6 protein-coding genes and 1 riboswitch are annotated in these 19,319 nt (G+C 52.9%); of the genes, 4 read left to right on the top strand and 2 right to left on the bottom strand.

The genetic code is table 11. The annotated features are described in order from the left end of the window. Positions 1-221 precede the first annotated feature (221 nt). From porU to sprA, 4 genes are all read left to right on the top strand, one after another. Positions 222-3,713: a type IX secretion system sortase PorU gene (gene porU / locus HQ41_RS07720; RefSeq protein WP_044190115.1), complete on the top strand. Its 3,492-nt coding sequence runs from the start codon at positions 222-224 to the stop codon at positions 3,711-3,713. A 249-nt stretch (positions 3,714-3,962) separates the two neighbouring features. Beyond that, complete coding sequence (locus HQ41_RS07715; RefSeq protein ID WP_052405352.1) at positions 3,963-6,050, top strand: TonB-dependent receptor; 2,088 nt, start codon at positions 3,963-3,965, stop codon at positions 6,048-6,050. Between the two features lie 36 nt (positions 6,051-6,086). Continuing rightward, positions 6,087-7,313: an MFS transporter gene (locus tag HQ41_RS07710; protein ID WP_044190112.1), complete on the top strand. Its 1,227-nt coding sequence runs from the start codon at positions 6,087-6,089 to the stop codon at positions 7,311-7,313. Positions 7,314-8,022: 709 nt separating this feature from the next. Further along, positions 8,023-8,226: riboswitch (cobalamin riboswitch) on the top strand. A gap of 399 nt (positions 8,227-8,625) precedes the next feature. After that, positions 8,626-16,035 carry a cell surface protein SprA gene (gene sprA, locus HQ41_RS07705; RefSeq protein WP_044190109.1) on the top strand — a complete coding sequence of 2,470 codons (7,410 nt, stop codon included), beginning with the start codon at positions 8,626-8,628 and terminating at the stop codon, positions 16,033-16,035. 14 nt (positions 16,036-16,049) lie between these two features. Here the strand turns inward: sprA and HQ41_RS07700 are convergent, their stop codons facing one another. Then, positions 16,050-16,724 (bottom strand): M15 family metallopeptidase, encoded by a 675-nt coding sequence (locus tag HQ41_RS07700; RefSeq protein ID WP_044190107.1) that lies wholly within the window; start codon positions 16,722-16,724, stop codon positions 16,050-16,052. 84 nt (positions 16,725-16,808) lie between these two features. Next, complete coding sequence (locus HQ41_RS07695; RefSeq protein ID WP_044190104.1) at positions 16,809-18,803, bottom strand: glucosamine-6-phosphate deaminase; 1,995 nt, start codon at positions 18,801-18,803, stop codon at positions 16,809-16,811. Positions 18,804-19,319 lie beyond the last annotated feature (516 nt).

Below are 19,319 nucleotides of genomic sequence, written 5' to 3'. Positions count from 1 at the left end.
GGGGGATAGTATTCAAGGCTCCCAAAGCGGCTCAAACACTCAAAAAACACCGAGAAAGATACAAGAACCTTTGAGCCGCGCATTGCGCAATAGTCTCAAGGTGTTTGTATATTTGTTCGAGGCTGATTTGCGTTAGTATAAGGTAGGATCTAGCTAACTCTATTGGCGGCTTAGGCCCAGTGCTAGGCTCGGCTTACAGAAATAAATATGCTACTTAGACAATGAATGCTTATAGACGACTAAATATTCTATTCATCTTGCTGGCGCTTTTGCCCACACTCTGGGGTAGGGCTTGGTCACAGAGCCCTATGCAGACGGGGCAGTGGAGCAAGATTGCCGTGCAGCAGAGTGGGCTTTATGTACTAACCTCGTCGGATATCGCTGCCCTTGGGTTCAAGGAGCTAGACAAAGTGCGTGTGTGGGGCTATGGAGGGGCTCTATTGCCAGAGCAAGTCGTCGGGCTGGCTGGTCGAGATTTGCAAGAGGTGCCCACACTGCTCGTAGATGGTAAACTGTATTTCTATGCCGTGGGTACAGTGTCGTGGCTCTACGATCAGCATAGAACTTTCTTCTATCATCAAATCAATCACTATACTCGCCAAGGCTATTACCTCATCAGTGAGGGTGGCATTCCTATGCGTATGGGGCAGACGGAGGCAGCCGAAGTGAGTGAGGCAACTGAAGCCAGTAGGCTTTATACCGATGTCTTGCACCATGAGCAGGAGCTGTATTCGCCCTCCCAGTCGGGGCGTAAGCTCTATGGCGAGAGTATGCTCGCCTCGCAGCGCCTGAGCTTCTCGCACAAGCTGCCGGGAGCCAAGAGCATGCGTATGCGCTTCTCCTACATGGCCTATCCGAATAAATCGGATGCTCGTCTGAGCGCACAGATTGGCGGAGCTCCCTATGCTGAGGAGAATATCACGCTCGAGGAGATGAATCGCCTTGTTTCCTCCAGTGGTTACAAAGTCTATGGCATAGATCGTACCCATATCGAGGCAAAGAGCACTCCACTCTCTAGCGAAGATCTGCGCATCGACTTTACCCTCTCGGCACAGGGGATCTCGTCGCATCTAGACTACTACGAGCTCAATGTCGAGCGAACACTCAGCTATCGTGGTGGGCAGATGAGCTTCAGCAGGGCACTTCACAAAGAAGATAAGGCTGCGACTTCCACATATACGATGGATCAGGTGTCGGGTCTAACACTACTGCGTGTGGACGACTCAGGTTCAGCTAGTCTAGTGCGCCAACAGATTGCTAGCTCCACTCTGAGCCTTGCTCTACCTGCACGATCGGCCAGTGGTGCTCCTAGCCGATACTTATTGCTGCGCTTGGGCGATGCCTATAAGCCCAGTCTAGTGGGGCGGATTGGTAATCAGAATTTGATTGGTACACCATCCGCACCAGATCTACTTATCATCACGACCGATGCGCTCAGAGCCGAATCCGTCCGTTTGGCGAGCTACTACGAGAGCAAAGGTCAGAAAGTGCTCGTCGTGACGCAGACGGAGATTTTCAATGAGTTCAATGGAGGCACGCCCGATGCTACAGCCTACAGACTCTTTGCCCGTAAGCTGTACGATCTCTACAAGGCGGAGCACGCCAAAGAAGACTGTCCGATGCAGATCTTACTTATCGGGGACGGTGCACAGGACAACCGAAAGCTAACGACCGTCTGGCAGATCCCAGAGATGCAGCACACCGAGTTTCTGCTAACTTATCAGTCGGTGGCATCGCTCGATCTGGAGAGCTATACTTCCGATGACTACTTCGGAGTGCTTGCAGACGAAGAGCTCAAGAAGGATTACTACTCCGATGTTCTTCGCTATCCACTACTACACGAGCTGGAGATGGACGTCGGTGTGGGCCGATTGCCCGTGCGTTCGCCTGCTCAAGCACGGACGGTTATAGACAAAATCATCGGCTACGACAGAGGAGGTGACTACGGATCGTGGAAGATGCGTGCTGCCTTCGTTGCCGATAATGGTGACGGCAACAGCCACACACGCCAGAGTATCGAGATTAGCGATGGGCTTGAGAGCCAGGTGCCCGAGTTACAGCTGCGCAAGATCTACATGGCTGCCTATCCTCGTGTCAATGTAGGTGGACGAACCACCGTACCGGGAGCACATAAAGCTCTGATGGACGCTTTGCAGGAAGGGGTGCTGATCGCCAACTACAATGGACACGGCAATCCGCAGTCTTGGGCAGACGAGCGTGTACTCTCGATGAGTGATATTCAAAACTTCTCCTATCCGCACTTGCCGCTCTGGATCACGGCGACCTGCGACTTCGCCAATTTCGACGCCTTCTCGACCTCGGCTGGCGAAGAGATTCTACTACACCCTACGAGTGGTGGGGTAGCCCTGCTCTCTACTACTAGAGTCGTGTGGGATATTCCCAACCAAATGCTCAATACTGCCATTCTCAAGGAGCTATTCACCCCTGATGCTCAGGGCAAACCTCGGCCCTTGGGTTTGGTTATTCGCGACGCCAAAAATAGTCTTCGTCTACGTTCCACTCCGGAGAATAGGCTCAACTTCGTACTTCTGGGCTCTCCGCTGACCTACATTGCCGTGCCTCCAGCACATCTAAAGGTCAATCGCCTCGCCTCGCAAGACCTCGAGGAGGATAAGCTCGTTGATCTACACGCTCTAGAGCGGGTGCGTATCGAGGGATATGTGCAGACACCTAGTGGAGATGTCGATGGCGACTTCTCGGGCAAGCTAGAAGTCTGGGTGTACGATGGCGAAGAAGAGCTCGAAACGATAGACAACTTCAATCGCCGCAATACCGAAACAAGTCCTACTCGCTACCGTGACTACCGAAACATCATCTACACCGGAGGGACGAAGATAGAGGACGGACGCTATACATTGGAGTTTAGTGTCCCCAAAGATGTCGCTTACTCTGGGCGTAAGGGGCGTATCAGCCTATATGCTCGTGACGATAAGCGAGGAGTGGAGAGCGTAGGCCTGTCACGAAGCTTCGTCATCAAGACCGGTAGAGCTCAGCAAACACTCGACGATACCGATAGCCCAGAGCTCCTTTCGATCCGTCTGTCGGGGCAAGATGTGCTGGGTTCTAAGACACCACTGGTGGCATCGTCTGCTTTGCTTGAGGTGGCTCTGCGTGATGGCAGCGCAATCAATCTCTCGACCTCTGGGCTAGGGCATCGCCCAATGCTCACGATAGATGGTAAGGCAGACCAGAGCTACGATCTCTCTCGTTACTATACGGCTTCGCTTCAGGAGGAAGGGCTTGGCGAGGTTAAGTTTGTACTTGAGGGATTATCGGCTGGAGATCATACGGCGCAGCTGGAGGTCTGGGACGTGTACAACAATGCTACACGAGTACAATTCGCCTTTAGGGTTGAGCCTGCTCTGGCTCCTCGCATCGAGTCGCTCGAGCTAATTGCCAAGAGTGAGGGAGGGCAGACGCCTAGTCTACGGCTCAGACACAGCTTGGCAGGCATGAATCTGCAAGCTCGTATCGGCATCTATGATATGCTTGGGCAGATGATCTGGAGCTACGACAAGATACAGCTCGTAGCCTCGTCCACCAACGGTGCAGACTATCGCATCGATCTCTCTGCGCTCGATGCAGGTCGCCTAACTTCTCTCCCCAGCGGTGCCTACCTGATCAGGCTGTGGATTGGCTCTGATGGTGGGGCTGAGGCTTCGGCCAGTACCAAATGGCTACTTAGGCACTAGGTCTAGATGCTTGCTCTATTCGGACAATAATGGCTTATCGCCATAGGCGTTAGTATGTTTATGTAACATCGGGCGAGCAGAGTCGCAGCAGTAGCCTCGGGTAATGGGTGTGTGATATAGATTTGTTTTACAGATTATTATTGGGTCTGGCTTGTACTACAGAGTTAGTGCAAGCCAGATTTCTTATATATAATGACCTCAAATTAGCCCATTGAGAGGCTAATTTTGTGAAATAAATCAAAATATAGAATGGTAAAAATATACAAGTTTATCTTTTCTGTCGCACTGATGCTCCAGAGTCTAGGTGTATACGCTAGCGAGCCGCTCCCTACGGATACCGTAGAGCTACATGATGTGCTCATTGAGGCATCGAAAGCAGGCTTTAAGTTCAAGCGTCTGCCTGCCTCGGTGAGTGTGCTCACCAGTGAGGAGATCCTGCGTACTGGGCTACAGTCTGTCCCTAGCTTGAGCCTCGTGATGCCCAACCTCTTCATGGGCGACTATGGTAGCAAGCTGACATCGCCGGTCTATGTGCGAGGCATTGGCTCTCGTATCAATGCTCCATCGGTGGGGCTGTATGTAGACCACGTCCCCTACTACGAGAAAGCCGTGATGAACTTTGACCTCTACGATATCAACCGCATTGAGCTGCTTCGTGGGCCTCAAGGCACCGAGTACGGCCGCAATACTATGGGGGGGATCATCAATATCCGCACCAAGTCGCCAGTCGATTACCAAGGTCTAGACCTGCGCCTACAAACTGCGACCTACGGAGATCATAGTGCCTCGGTCGGTTATTATGCTCGTCCCCTAGAGACCTTTGCCTACTCCCTTAGTGGGCATGCTGTGCATCGAGATGGCTTCTTCCGCAATGAGCATCTAGGCAAGCCGATCGACCGCATGAAGTCCTACGGCCTGCGCAACCGGCTCAACTATCTCCCCAACCACAAGATCTCCCTAGAGAATATCTTTAGCCTAGAGCACAGTGACCAAGGTGGCTATCCCTACACTCAGTACGATGCCAAGACCCAAAAACTATCCCCCATAGCCCACAGCGATGAGAGCGGCTATGAGCGTATGATGCTCTCGGACGCCCTCGTCCTCAAATATCGTGACGCAGGCAAAGAGTTAATCTCCACGACTTCGTACCAATTCTTTAGGGATAGGCAGTATATTGACCAAGACTTTAGCCCCATTCGTGCCGTCTATGTAGAGCAGAGGCAGAAGCAGCACCTCGTGGCTCAAGACATCAGCTTGCGCCTTAATCCCTCGGAGCGGTTCTCCCTGCTGGTGGGGCTCAATGGATTCTACCAGTACTTTGATATGGACGTCAAGGTAGACCGCATCGCTCAGAAGGCTGCCGACATCAAGCACAATAAGCACAGTATAGCTGGTGGAGCCCTATATCTGCAAGCCTCGGCGAGAGATCTCGGGCTCTCTGGCTTGAGCCTAACAGCTGGCCTAAGGCTCGATGCCGAGCGTGATGTGCTTGACTTCCGTCACCAAGCCGAGGTTGCCGGTAAACCAACAATCAAGGCAGACGAGCGCTTCGGCCCTCTATCCTCGGTGGAGCTACTCCCTAAGCTCGCCCTAAGCTACCAGATCGGCAACCATACCGCCTACGCCACCGCAGCTAGAGGCTACAAGACTGGGGGCTTCAATACGAGCTTCGAGACAATGGAGGACATCACATTCGATCCCGAACAGAGCTGGAACTATGAGGTCGGGCTCAAGTCGTCTTGGCTCGGCAAGCGTATCTTTAGCGAGCTCTCACTCTTTTTCATCGACTGGAGCAACCAACAGATTTATCGCTCTGTGAGCGTTGGCGGAGCTATGCTCGTGAATGCTGGTCATAGCCGTAGCCGAGGCCTAGAGCTAAGCCTGCGGACAGCCCCATTCTACGGCTTCGAGCTGATCGGAGCCTATGGTCTGACTGATGCTAAGTTCATAGAGAATAGGCGTGATGCCAAGACCGACCATAAGGACAAGCGCCTGCCCTATGCCCCGGAGAATACCGTTTCGCTGGAGCTACGCAAGGCCATAGACATCGCCCAAACTAGCTGGGTGCGAGCGCTACATATCTCTGCTCAGTACAAGGGCGCAGGCAAGATCTACTACGATGAGGCGAATACTCTTGTGCAGAACTACTACAGCCTGCTCTCGGCTCGCCTCTCGCTTGAGCTTCCGTTCGCTCGCCTAGATCTCTGGGGGGAGAACCTTACCAACACGCACTATCTGGCGCACTACTTTGCGTTGCAGATGAGCAAAACTCGTCAGGGCTTCGCCCAAGCTGGTCGCCCCTTGCAGCTTGGTGCTACGCTCCACTTCTCTCTTTAGACCTCTACCTGCACACATGATAGATCTATCCTAGATATGAGGCCCAGAGATCCCTTCAAGCTCCCGACGCTCTTCTGTCTGTACATCGCCCAGTCTATACCGATGGCCTTTTTCTCTACGGTATTACCTGTCATTATGAGGCAGGAGCAGTACTCACTCTCGCAGATTGGGCTACTGCAGCTCATTAAGCTGCCGTGGATTGTCAAGCTCCTGTGGGCGCCCGTGGTCGATCATCGTGCTCGTGACTATACAAGCCTTAGGCGCTGGATTATACTCTCGGAGCTATTCTACGCCTGCATCATTCTTGGTATTGGGCTGCTTGAGCTCAAGACGAACTTTGGCCTCATACTCCTTTTGGTAATCCTCTCTTTCGCTGCCTCCGCCACGCAGGATATTGCGGTGGATAAGTATGCAATACTCTCGCTCAGAGGTTCTGAGCGTGGGCTAGGTAATAGCATGCAGGCTGGGGGGAGCTTCGTCGGTAGCCTCTTCGGTACGGGGGTATTGCTGGTAGCTTATCATCATCTAGGCTGGCAGTGGGTGCTTAGTTTGTTGGCTATGTTTATTGTATTAGCTGTTCTCCCACTGTGGCTGCGCAGGCGACGAGATCGGCTATATGAGTCTGCACCACGCAGCCGCCGCAGCATTAATTTGCGAGATATCCCCGGTTTCTTCACATCTCTATCTAGCAAGCGACATATCTTGCTCCTGTTGCTCTACTACTCGGGCATCATCGGTGTTATGGCGATGGTTAAGCCCTTTATGGTTGATTTAGGTTACTCGACAGAGCGTATCGCCGTGATGCTCGGTGTCTTCGGCTCTGCTGTGGCAGCGCTATGTGCTATGGCTGGCGGTCTGCTCCTAAGACGAATGGGGCACCTGAGGGCTCTAGCATCTTTCTTGTGTCTTAGTCTAATGGCAGCCCTATTCTATTGGTATATATCTCTTGGTATCCCCTCCGAGATACAGATGTATGTGGCGATTGCTTGGGTATGGGGTGCCTATGGCCTATCGTCTGTGGGGATCTATACGCTGGCGATGGATCGGGTACGCCCAGAGCTTGAGGGAACGGACTTCACAATCCAGATTATGATTACCCATCTCAGTGGGCTGATCGTGGCTGCTCTGAGTGGACGTATGGCTGATGCTTTCGGCTACACGGCGCTCTTCGGGGTTGAGGCTGTGCTCTCTCTCTTGGCTCTTCTGGTGCTCTGGTCCCAGAGTCGTAGCCTAGAGGTTAGCCAAGAGAGCCAGATCATCTAACTCTAGGCTACGAGCCGTCAATCTACTTGTTTAGCCTTAGCTCTTTAGAACTTCTGTGCAGTGGCGTATTGTCGTTTGCGATATTTAACACTCTGGAGTGTGTTTAGACACACTGCCTATGTTCTCCCCGTCCGAGAGGACTAAAAGTGTCAAATCCTATATTTGCCGCCTACGAGGCTCTGTATGGCGTCCTACCTCGTTTAGGCTCCTTGCCCCCACCGAATGAAAATACCTGCCTTAAATCGTCTTGTTTTTAGTATGCTGGTATTCAGTTGTATATGGGGGATTTTTCGGCGCTTGTATGGGCTTGAACCGCATTTTGAGGTGTTTCTTCCCATCAATCTTTTCGGATCAGTGGACACACCTCGGCGGATTAGCCCACCAATAGGGCAAGGGCTTCCCTTCGATTTCCTTTAGTCGCCCAGAGCTCCTTTATAAACTTGGGCTTTATTCTCTTAAATCCGTTAGTAAATCTTTAACACTCCTTAACTAAAAAGTAGACGAATGAGCATACACTGTACACCGCCTTGATGCCCTTAGACGAGAGGCATGGATAGGTGGCTTCTGCTTCTCCCTCTTCCGTCTTGCTGCGCTGCACATTAAGGCTATTGCCAAGTCCTAGGTTAGTCGTATAGACCTCTAGCTAGGATAACATATTCTATCTGCTAGTTTTGTGATAGATAGATAAAATGCTTACCTTTGCCGTCGGCTTTGTGTTCCTTGCCTTGGCGTCTATTGATGTGGGGGCTGGAGCTTAAAAGGGAATCGAGTGCGAATCTCGGACAGTCCCGCTGCTGTGTACGATCGTCAAGCCTTTGGTCGAGTCGATACCACTGGTAGTTCTGTGCTACTGGGAAGGTAGACCGAGGCGAGATTGTGAGTCAGAAGACCTGCAAAGCTATTAAAGGCTTCGAGGAAAGCTGCAGTACGCCCCTGAGGGCGACTGAAATTAATCCCCGCGGGATCCCCATCACCCATGATCAACGATGGGCGTGGCTCGCCAAGCTACGTTAAAATTTAGTGAAAGGAAGCCTTAGGCTTGATTCGCTTGTGGGAAACCAAGAGGGGATCAGCTCTAAGGCTTTTTTCGTCCCTCCCCTAGGTGTTTGGTGTGATATGCATTGGCCTCTCTGTTCCGTTACTTAGTCATCGGGAGGATAGGTGAGTAATCTCCAAATAGATCTTTGGCATACCTGTCCAAGCAGCCTATTTGCACACTAGTTTAGAGGGTGCGAGGCCTGCTAGTCTGTGCAATTTTTAAGTATCTTTGTTCGTTTAATATAGTACGGCAAATCAGGAATACGGATTAGGGTTGGAGCGCAGAAAGCTGATACAAGTGCTGTGTGTAGGGTTAGGCTGTCTGACCTTGGGGCTTAGTCACGCCTCTGCACAGAGCAAGAGCAAGGGAGATAGCGTCAAGGTTATTTCTCCTCGTGTTATTCTGCCCTCCAGTGCCGAAGATATAAGCCGAGAGGCGTCCGTCTTCTCACCTCGGCGTCCGTCGAACCTGACCACACGATTTGAGTACGATCCCAGAACTAACCTTTATCTACTGACGACTTACCTAGGCGAGCAACGCCTAGGTACTCCTATCCCCTATACTCCAGCCGAATTTATGGCCTATATGGCTAAGCGTAGCGATGCCCATTACTTTGGCCTGCTCAATCGCCCCGAGGAAGACAAGCAAAAGAAAAAAGGCTTCAACCCGCTAGATATGGAGTTTGGGATAGGGCCAGCGGAGCGCATCTTCGGCCCCGGCGGAGTGAAGCTACGCCTGCAAGGTTCGGCAGAGCTATCGGCTGGCATCAAAAGCAACGCCACCGACAACCCCTCAGTAAGTGAGCGTGCTCGGCGCAATACCTTCTTCGACTTCGACGAGAAGATCCAAGCAGGTGTGCAGGCCTCTGTAGGCAATAAGCTCAACTTCAACCTCAACTACAATACAGCCAGCACCTTCGACTTCGACTCCAAGAAGCTCAAATTGGCTTTCGAGGGCGAGGAGGACGACATCGTCAAGCTCATCGAGGCGGGTAATGTATCGATGCAGCCCAAGAACTCGCTCATCAACGGTGGAGGAGCTCTCTTCGGGGTGCATAGTAAGATGCAGTTTGGTAAGCTAACTCTCGATATGCTAGTCAGCCAGCAGCGTACACAGCGCAAACGCATCGCCACCAAGGGAGGAGCGCAGACGACGAGCTTCGAGCTATCGGCTGCCAACTACGATGAGAATAGGCACTTCTTCCTCGGGGACTTCTTCCGCCAGCAGTACAACGAAGCGCTGCGCTCGCTTCCATACGTGCGCTCTGCCGTCAAGATCAATCGCGTAGAGGTCTGGGTGACGAACAAACGTGGGCGGTACGACGATGCTCGCAACGTAGTGGCTTTCGCCGACCTTGGCGATGCTCGGCGTGTGCACAATCCCTCGATTACTATTACCAACTCGGGGAGCCTATACCCACGCAACTCTGCCAATGACCTCTACAGCACTCTAAGTGCCGACCCCGAGCTACGACGCATCGATCAGGTAACCCGAGTGCTATCAGGCAAGCTGACCGCAGGGTCGGACTACGACAAGCTCGAGTCTGCTCGCAGGCTCGGCGAGAGCGAATACGACCTAAACGCAAGTCTTGGCTACATTACACTCTCCTCTAAGCTCCAGAGTGATGAGGTGCTAGCCGTGGCCTACGAATATACCTACAATGGTCAGCTCTATCGTGTGGGCGAGTTTTCGTCCGATAGACCTGATCAATCTACCGACAACCTCTTCGTCAAGCTCATCAAGGGGAGCAATATGAGCCCCAATGCACCCTACTGGGAGAATATGATGCGCAACGTCTACAGCCTAGGTGCAGGGGTGTACAACCTCCAAGCCGAGGGCTTCCGTCTAGACGTTCTCTATCGTAGCGACGGCACGGGTAGCTATGTCCCCTACCTGCCCTCTGGGAGCCTCAAGGGGCAGAGGCTACTAGAGGTGTTGGGCTTGGACAAAATCAATCAGCGTGAGCAGCAGCACAGCGATGGCCGCTTCGACTATGTGGAGGGGCTGACCGTCAATGCCAATAGAGGTCTGATCTACTTCCCCTCGGTCGAGCCATTTGGTCAGACTCTAGCCGAGCAGAATGCAGGGGACGAGTTCGTCTATCGAGAGCTATATACCCAGACTAAGGTAAAGGCTCAGCAGGTGGCAGAGAAGAATAAGTACATTTTGAGGGGCGAATACAAGGCATCGGGTAGTGGAGAGATTGCGCTCGGAGCTATGAATGTAACCCCCGGGACGGTTCGTGTAACGGCAGGAGGCGTTACTCTACAGGAGAATGTAGACTATACGGTAGACTATCTCTCGGGTGTAGTGAAGATCATCAACACGCAGATCCAGAGCGCACGCACTCCCGTGGAGGTTAGCCTAGAGGATAGTGGAGGCTTCGGCACGCAGCGCAAGACAATGTTGGGGCTAGACCTTGGCTATCAGCTCACGCCTCAGTTGCAGCTAGGAGCCACGGCGATGTATCTCTCGGAGCTCCCTCTGACCACCAAGACCAATCTGGGCGATGAGTCGATGCAAAACTTCCTTTGGGGGACGAACCTCAGCTGGCGCACCAAGAGCCAGTGGCTGACCAATATGCTCGACAAGCTCCCTCTGCTAGACCTGACGACTGCTTCGCAGATTAGTCTAGACGCAGAGTTCGCTCATCTAATCCCGGGCCACTACGAGAGCCGTTATGCGCAGGGTAATAGCTATCTCGACGACTTCGAGAGCTCACGCAGCGAGATTGACTTGATGAATCCGTACGCTTGGTCGCTGGCCTCTGTCCCCTTCGATGCTTCTCGTCAGCTGACCTCACCGAGCGACTATCTAGCTACGGGCTACGATCGAGCCTTGCTGTCGTGGTACAACATTGACCCCATCTTCACACGAGAGCGCAGTAGCCTCACGCCGTCTTACATTCGCAACAATCCTGAGCTGGTAAGTAACCACTTCGTGCGTGAGGTAGAGATGCGTGAGCTATTCCCTTACCGAGATCTCAATGTCAATCAGGTGAGCTTCTTGCAGACACTCAATCTGAGCTTCTACCCCCAAGAGCGAGGCCCATACAATCTAGGTCTGGAACGTATGCTTCCCTCGGGGCTACTAGACAAACCAGAGGAGAGCTGGGGTGGTATCATGCGCAAGATTGACCAAAGCGACTTCGAGGCCTCCAATGTCGAGTATCTTGAGTTTTGGCTGATGGATCCATTTGTCCACAGCACAGGTGCTAAGGGAGGAGATTTGTACTTCAACCTCGGGGATATATCCGAGGATATACTCAAGGACGAGAAGAAGTTCTTCGAGAATGGTATTCCCCTTACCGATGACCCTACGGCCATGGAAACGACCGTTTGGGGGCGTGTGCCTCGCAGGCAGAGCGTAGGGTATTCGTTCGACAATGCTCCCGGGGCAAGAGCTAAGCAGGACGTCGGCTTCAATGGCCTTACCACTGCCGAGGAGCAGCAGCACGAGAGCTATAGGAACTACCTTGATCAGCTCAAGCGTATCGCTTCGGGCGAGACCCTCGGTCGGTGGGCTGGCGATCCGTTTAGCCCAATCAATGACCCGGGGGGCGACAACTTCCACCACTATCGCGGAGACGACTTCGATGCTGCACGCCTCTCTATCCTCGATCGCTACAAGTACTACAACGGCGTAGAGGGCAACTCCGCCGAGGCCACAGGCTCTAGCGACTACAGTGTGGCGAGCCGTGTGGCTCCTGATGTCGAGGACATCAACCAAGACAATAACCTCAACGAGCTAGATCGCTACTACGAGTACAAAATATCGCTTCGCCCAGAGGACTTGCGTGTGGGGCAGAACTATATCGTGGCTAGCCGAGAGGCAGATGTTCGTCTGCGCAGTGGGCAGAACTCTAAGGTTACTTGGTATCAGTTCAAAGTACCCCTATCGCAGTACACCTCGGCTATTGGGGGGATCTCGGACCTGCGCTCGATGCGCTTTATGCGCATCTACCTCAAGGGCTTTGCCCAACAGACCAATCTGCGCTTCGGAGCGTTGCATCTGGTGCGTGGTGACTGGCGTCTGTACGATCAGCCTCTACACGGCAAGGTCGCACCCATTACGAAGGCGCAGATCTCGGTTAGTGCTGTCAATATCGAGGCAGACGGCGACCGAACGCCCATCAACTACGTGCTGCCCCCGGGTGTGCCTCGCTCGCTCGATGCCCAACAAACGCAGAGCACTCAGCTCAATGAGCAGTCACTCAGCCTCAAGCTCCGCCAGATCGCACCCGACGATGCACGTGCGATCTACCGCAATACCTCCTACGATCTACGACGCTATCGCCGCCTACAGCTCTTCGTCCACGCCGAGCAGCTCGTCGAGGACAATACAAATACCCAAGACGGAGATATATCGGTCTTTGTACGTCTTGGCTCGGACTACCGCAACAACTACTACGAGTACTCCGTTCCGCTCAAGCTGACTCAGTCGGGTAGATACAATGGTTACTCGGACGTAGACCAGAGGCGTGTCTGGCCCGATGCCAACTTTGTTAATATCGACCTAGATGGCCTGATCGTTCACAAACGCAAGCGCAACGAAGCTGTCGCACGTGGGCAGGCAGGCATCTCGCTCTTTGAGCTATTCAGCCAGCCCGATCCCGACGCCACGAATAATAGTATCAGCATACTCGGCAATCCGTCCCTCTCCAACGTGCGTACCATCATGATTGGTCTACGCAATAATAGCGGAGAGGTGCGTAGCGTCGAAGTATGGGTCAATGAGCTGCGTGTGGGCGACTACCACGAAGAGGGCGGTTGGGCGGCCAACGCCAACCTAGCGGTTCAGCTATCCGATTTGGGGGCATTTAACCTGCGTGGGCAGATGTCTACCGCAGGCTTTGGGGCGATCGACCAATCTCTGAGCGAACGTCAGATCGAGGACCGCCGTAGCATCAACCTCTCTACGAACCTAGAGCTTGGGAAGTTCTTCCCAGAGAAGGCCAAGGTTTCTATCCCCGTCTACTACAACATCACCGACGAGCAGAACACGCCTCAGTACAATCCGATGGACGAGGACGTCAAGCTCAAGGAGGCTTTAGAATCAGTCGCCACGAGTGCACAGAGGGATTCGATCATGAACTACGCCATCGACCGCCGTATTACCCGATCGCTCAGCCTAAGTAACATCAACGTCGGCATCCGAAGCAAGGAGCCAATGCCCTACGACCCTGCTAACCTCTCGGCCAACTTTTCGCACAACTTCACCGAAGTGCAGAATCCGCAGACGGAATATTTGCATCAAATCAACTGGCAAGCTGGCCTTAACTACGACTTTAGCCCACAGTGGCGTTCGATTCGTCCCTTCGCTTCGCTCAAGGGCAACGGCGCTCTGGCTCGCTACCTCAAGCAGTATGGCCTAAATCTGTGGCCTAGCAGGCTGAACCTGCAGACCTCGATGATCCGCTCTTATGAGGAGGAGCAACTGCGCAACCACATCGATGCCGCAGGCGATACCAAGCTCCCCGTGAGCTTCTCACAGCAGTTCGTCTGGTATCGCAAGCTCAATCTGAATTGGAATCTCACCCCCAACCTCATTTTTACCCTCGCCACGGGAACGGACGCCCGTATCGAAGAGCCACACGTGCAGGTCAATCGAGAGCTGAACCCCGATGCTTATGCGCAGTGGAAGTATGCGGTAGATAAAAGCATCAAGGAGCTGGGAACGCCGATGCGCTACGCCCAAACTACTTCGCTGACCTACACTCTACCAACCTCTGCGATTGAGCCGCTCAACTGGATCAATGCTCAGGGCAATTACTCGGGGGCGTACAACTGGACACTCGGGGCGGAGCTACCCAAGGAGCAACTGCGTCTGCCGAATGTCATTACGAATCAGATGAATCTCGAGCTCTCTGGCCAGCTTCGCTTGAAGAACCTCTATGCCAAGAGTAAGTATCTCAAGGGGCTAGAGCTGAAGTTCAATAGCAACAGTTCCTCCTCTCAACGCAAGAAAGAGAAGCCTAAGCCCAAGAGCTTCGTCAAAACGCTCAACCTACTGCCCGACTCTACTCTCGTGGTAGCGCACGGACTTGGTACGAAGCGCATGAGGATCGTTGCCAAAGACAGCACAGGACTAGTGCGTCCGATCAAGACAGAGCTGGTGGACGATAAGACCATTAAGGTATTCGGTACGGATAGCTCTACGCTGACTCTGACCCTAACGCCTGAGCCGCCCAAGGAAATGAATCCGACACTACGTGCTATCATCGATCGATCAGTCTACACTCTGCTGATGGTTAAGGACGTGAGCCTATCATATCGCCATACGGGCTCTACGCATCTGCCGGGCTTCTTGCCCAGCATTGGTGCTGCTCTGGGGCAAAACACGAGCGGTGTGATGTCGCCCGGTGTGGGCTTTGCGCTTGGCTTCACGGACGAAGACTACATAGATAGGGCTGCCGAGAGAGGTTGGCTCTCACACGACCAGCAAAACGTACAGCCCGCCGTGGTTTCTCGCTCGGCAGTGCTAGACATCAAGGCCACGATACAGCCCATTCGTGACCTGAATATCAGTCTATCGGCCAATCACACCCGAACGGATCGCACCGAGTTACAATATATGTACGAGGGACGCCCACGCCTCTTCGGTGGCGACTTCGTGATGACTACCATAGGGCTCAAGGGAATCTTCTCTTCGCCTGAGGCAAACTCTGGCTATCGCTCTGCTCAGTTCGATCGCTTTTTGGCCTCACGTGATGCCGTGGTCAGTCGCCTCAAAGAGGAGGCCTACGGCGATAGCTACCCAAACCAAGGCTTTCTCGCTCAAGGTGGTTGGGCAGGTCAGACCATCAACGAAGAGAATATACAGGTAGACCGTAATGCCTCGGCAGTACTGATTCCTGCTTTCCGCTCGGCCTATACCCAGTCGAGTGGAGCTGGTGGCATAGATCTAAACCCACTGCCCGATCTACTATCTATGCTCCCTAACTGGAATGTTACCTACAATGGGCTGAATAAGATCGAGGCGCTCAAGAAGTTCTTCAGCAACGTTACACTCCGCCACGCCTATCGAGGTACCTACCGAGTAGACAACTACACCTCTTTCCCGAGCTGGGTTGGCGATCGGGCTTCAACGTTTGGCTACGTGCCAGACCAAGCGAGTGCAAGTGGTAAGCCCCGCCTAAGTTTGCCCTACGACATCGCTTCAATCACGATCCAAGAGAGCTTCTTCCCCCTGCTAGGCATAGACATCACGCTGGAGAACGGGCTGACGCTGACGACGCAGTGGAGGCGCAACCGCTCTGTAACGCTCAACCTATCGGCTTTCCGCCTGATTGAGACCAGCTCCAACGAGCTCAACCTCGGCGCCAGCTACAAGATAGCCGACATCAAAGCCCTCTTCTCTCCTGCCAAGGCCAAGCGCAAACGCCGTGGTAGTAGCACCAAGGGCAATACCTCCACCTCTGCCAAGGGGCTGAACCTGCGTGCCGACTACAGCTACCGACACAACCTAAGCCTAATCCGTAAAATACAAGACGACTATACACAAGCCAACTCTGGCAATGTGGATAGCCGTCTGAGCCTAAGTGCCGAGTACGACCTAAGCCGTATGCTCGCCCTAAAGGCTTACTTCGAATGGACGAGCAACCGTCCTCTAGTTAGCGCCTCCGCCTTCCCCGTGCGTAATACCTCCTTTGGGGTTAGTCTGCGCTTCAACCTCACTCAATAGCTCCTTACTACTCTCTAGAAGTCGAGCCGCTTATAGCGTCGCCTTACTTCGGTCATTGAGATGCGCTCTTGGTAGTGCCACCACTCTTTGTCATAGGGTCGCAAGCCCACCTCACTCATAATGGAGTAGAGTAGCCGCCTATTAGCTCGAACTACTGCCGACATACGCCCAGCCTTGACTAAGGAGTCCTCACTACCAACGTGCGCCTCTGCACCGAAGTGATCGAATGGCGAACCCATATCGAGCGGTTTCCCCTTATCATCTACGATTGTCAGATCTACCGCTACGCCATAGTTGTGCCGACCGCCTCGCTTGGCTGGGGCAACGTAGATACTTAGAGGCGTTCCCTCCACCAGTGCATACATGGCAGCTTGCACGCTCATCGGTCGTGCAGCATCGTAGATCAGCAGGTGATAGCCTTGGCGTCGCTTGGTTAGCAGGCGCTGTGCTTGAGCAATTCGTTCGGCAAACCCTCGTTCTAGATAAGCACGCTCTAGTGAGCCGTACATATCTCGCCCGACGAAGTTGTCCGATGTGCTGTACTTGAGTTCTACCCCGATACTTGGCTCTAGGCTCTGCACATCGACTAGCCCAGAGCGACGCATTAGGCTATCGTAGTTGGTTTGTGCCAGCAAAGGAGAGGCAACGAATAGCCCTTCTAGTAGAAGTGTATATAGTAATCCTTTCATTGTCCCATACTTAATGCCTCTAGGGGGCTATGCCGAATGTGATATTCGACACAGCCCCCTAGACTTTATGATAGGTAAATATAGCTAGTCTACCGTATGATACTGTACGAAGGCCTCAATAGCCTCGTACGAAGCTAGACCGAGGCTTGCGTAGAGCTGAGCCAGACCACGGTTGCGGTCTTCCGATCTCTGCCAGAATAGGCGCTCGTCGTCGCCAAGGAATGGCGCAGACTCCATTTGGCTCTGATGCTTGAGGATACTATTGCGCTTGAAGCGTAGCTCCTCTGGGCTCATTGGCACAGCCATCTCGATGTGCTCGATCTCCCACTCTGCCCAAGCACCACGGTACATCCATACACGGCAGTCCTCGGCGTACCACTTCTCGTGCTTGAATAGGTCGATAGCCCCTAGGATTGCATCTAGACACACCTTGTGTGTGCCGTGTGGGTCGGCAAGGTCGCCAGCAACGAAGATCTCGTGAGGCTTGATACTCTCGATGAAGTTCTTGACGATCGTGATGTCTGCCTCGCTGAGGTCATTCTTCTTAACCAAACCAGTTTCGTAGAATGGTAGGTCGAGGAAGTGGATATGGTCGTCATCTAGACCTACGAAGCGGCTACCTGTGCGAGCCTCCTCACGGCGGATATTACCCTTCATGAAGCGCACGTCCAGACGCTCAGGCTCACCCTCCTTCTTGTGGTTCATCAAGAAGTCACGGATCTCCTCTGCCTTCTGTAGTACGGGGTCATCTTCACGGCCGTAGTGCTTGCACACATTGCGCAGGAAGCTCACATAGCGGATTACCTCCTCGTCGCCCACGGCAATGTTGCCAGAGGTCTGATAGGCTACATGTACGTCGTGTCCCTGCTCCACGAGGCGACGATATGTTCCTCCCATGGAGATTACATCATCGTCGGGGTGTGGGCTGAAGACGATCACACGCTTGGGGTATGGGTTGGCTCGCTCTGGGCGATTGGTATCGTCGGCATTGGGCTTACCTCCGGGCCAGCCCGTGATGGTGTGCTGAATGTCGTTGAAAACTTTGATGTTTACGTTGTACGCCGATCCATACTTGGCTACCAGCTCGCCTAGACCGTGGTCGGTGTAGTGCTTGTTGGTGAGCTTGAGGATAGGTAGACCTGTGATCTCGCAGAGCCATACGATAGCACGGCGAATGAGCTTCTTGTTCCACACGCAGCTCGTTACCAGCCAAGGGTGGTTGATGCGTGTCAGGAGCGAGGCCGAGCCAAGGTCTAGGTACACACGGGCGTTGTTGTGCTGCTGTAGGATAGAGGCAGGTACAAGGTCGTTTTGTGGCTGCTCGATAGCTTGGGCAATCTGCTTGGCTTTGCTATCGCCCCAAGCCACTAGAGCGATGCGACGAGCCTTGAGGATAGAGGCTAGCCCTAGGCTAATGGCACTCTGTGGCACCTCGTCTAGGTGGTTGAACATACTCTTGGCAGCCTCCTTGCGAGCAACTGGGTCTAGCACCACGAGGCGTGTGTAGGTGTTGGCGTTGGTGCCGGGGGCGTTGAAGCCGATGCTTGAGGTCGTGCTGATACCAAGAATGATCATATCCAACCCGCCAAGCTCGTCAATGCGTGCTTCGAAGCCAGCACACTCGGCGCTAATCTGCTCTACTGGTAGAGCTACATTGGGCGCTAGGATATGCTCGGCTTTGATGTTTACGTGGTTGAGAAACTCCTCACGCACCTTAGCCAAACAGCCCTGAGCCGCATTAGCGCCAAGTGGGTAGTACTCATAGCCGAGCACCGCTACTACGTTGTCGAAGCTAAGGCCTTCGTTTTTGTGCAGGTCAATTAGCTTCTGATAAACAATCACAGGAGATTCGCCTCCCGATAGTCCGAGTATGTATTGTTTACCCTCAGCAGCCTTGGTACGAATACCTTCTGCCACCTCACGCGCTAGTAGGGTAGCGGCTTCCTTATCGTTTTCTCCGATGAAAGTTGGGATCTTCTCGTAACGTGTTAGGACGGCCTCTTCTAGAGCATTGGCCGGGCGATAATACTGCTCGGGGATCTCTGTAAGTTTGATAAGCGAACTAAGATTTGTTCTCATTGCATTTTATCTATTTAGTTGAGCTACCACAAAGGTACAGATATTTCATCAAATAACTTACTAATAAAAAAGAGTTTGTTAGAATTTATATCTGTAAAAACAATCACCCTCATGACTAAACAGTTTCGAGGGTAGAGGCCGGTGGACAATCCCTCACGCGACACAGCCCGAGGTGTTGCTACAAGATTATTATCAATCGCCTTTTCGGTTTGCTAGCTCTGCCTTGTAGCAACGCTGCGTGCAGCGTTGAAAATCCGAAGATTCGAGAAATCTACTTTTCGAGTTTTTGGTTAAAGTGTGTAAACAAATTACGCTGAAATTTAGTCGGACGGTAGGGAGGTTTTGGGAGATCAAGGCGACGATATAGGGAAATTAAAGGGAAGACTTTTTCGGATTAGTGGGCTAATTCTCGCCAATGTGCCCACTAATCCGAGAAGATTGATGGGTAGAAATCCTCAAAAGGGCGACACGAAGGCATAAAATCAACTGTGATCATGTTTTATTTGTTTGTATATT

It is taken from the genome of Porphyromonas sp. COT-290 OH860 (genome assembly GCF_000768935.1).
Lineage (GTDB): Bacteria > Bacteroidota > Bacteroidia > Bacteroidales > Porphyromonadaceae > Porphyromonas.
This window is presented reverse-complemented; position numbering and strand designations above follow the sequence as displayed.

Coding starts and splice junctions, on each gene's coding strand:
- porU (WP_044190115.1), top strand. CDS start 222: ATGAATGCTTATAGACGACTAAATATTCTATTCATCTTGCTGGCGCTT.
- HQ41_RS07715 (WP_052405352.1), top strand. CDS start 3,963: ATGGTAAAAATATACAAGTTTATCTTTTCTGTCGCACTGATGCTCCAG.
- HQ41_RS07710 (WP_044190112.1), top strand. CDS start 6,087: ATGAGGCCCAGAGATCCCTTCAAGCTCCCGACGCTCTTCTGTCTGTAC.
- HQ41_RS07695 (WP_044190104.1), bottom strand. CDS start 18,803: ATGAGAACAAATCTTAGTTCGCTTATCAAACTTACAGAGATCCCCGAG.
- HQ41_RS07700 (WP_044190107.1), bottom strand. CDS start 16,724: ATGAAAGGATTACTATATACACTTCTACTAGAAGGGCTATTCGTTGCC.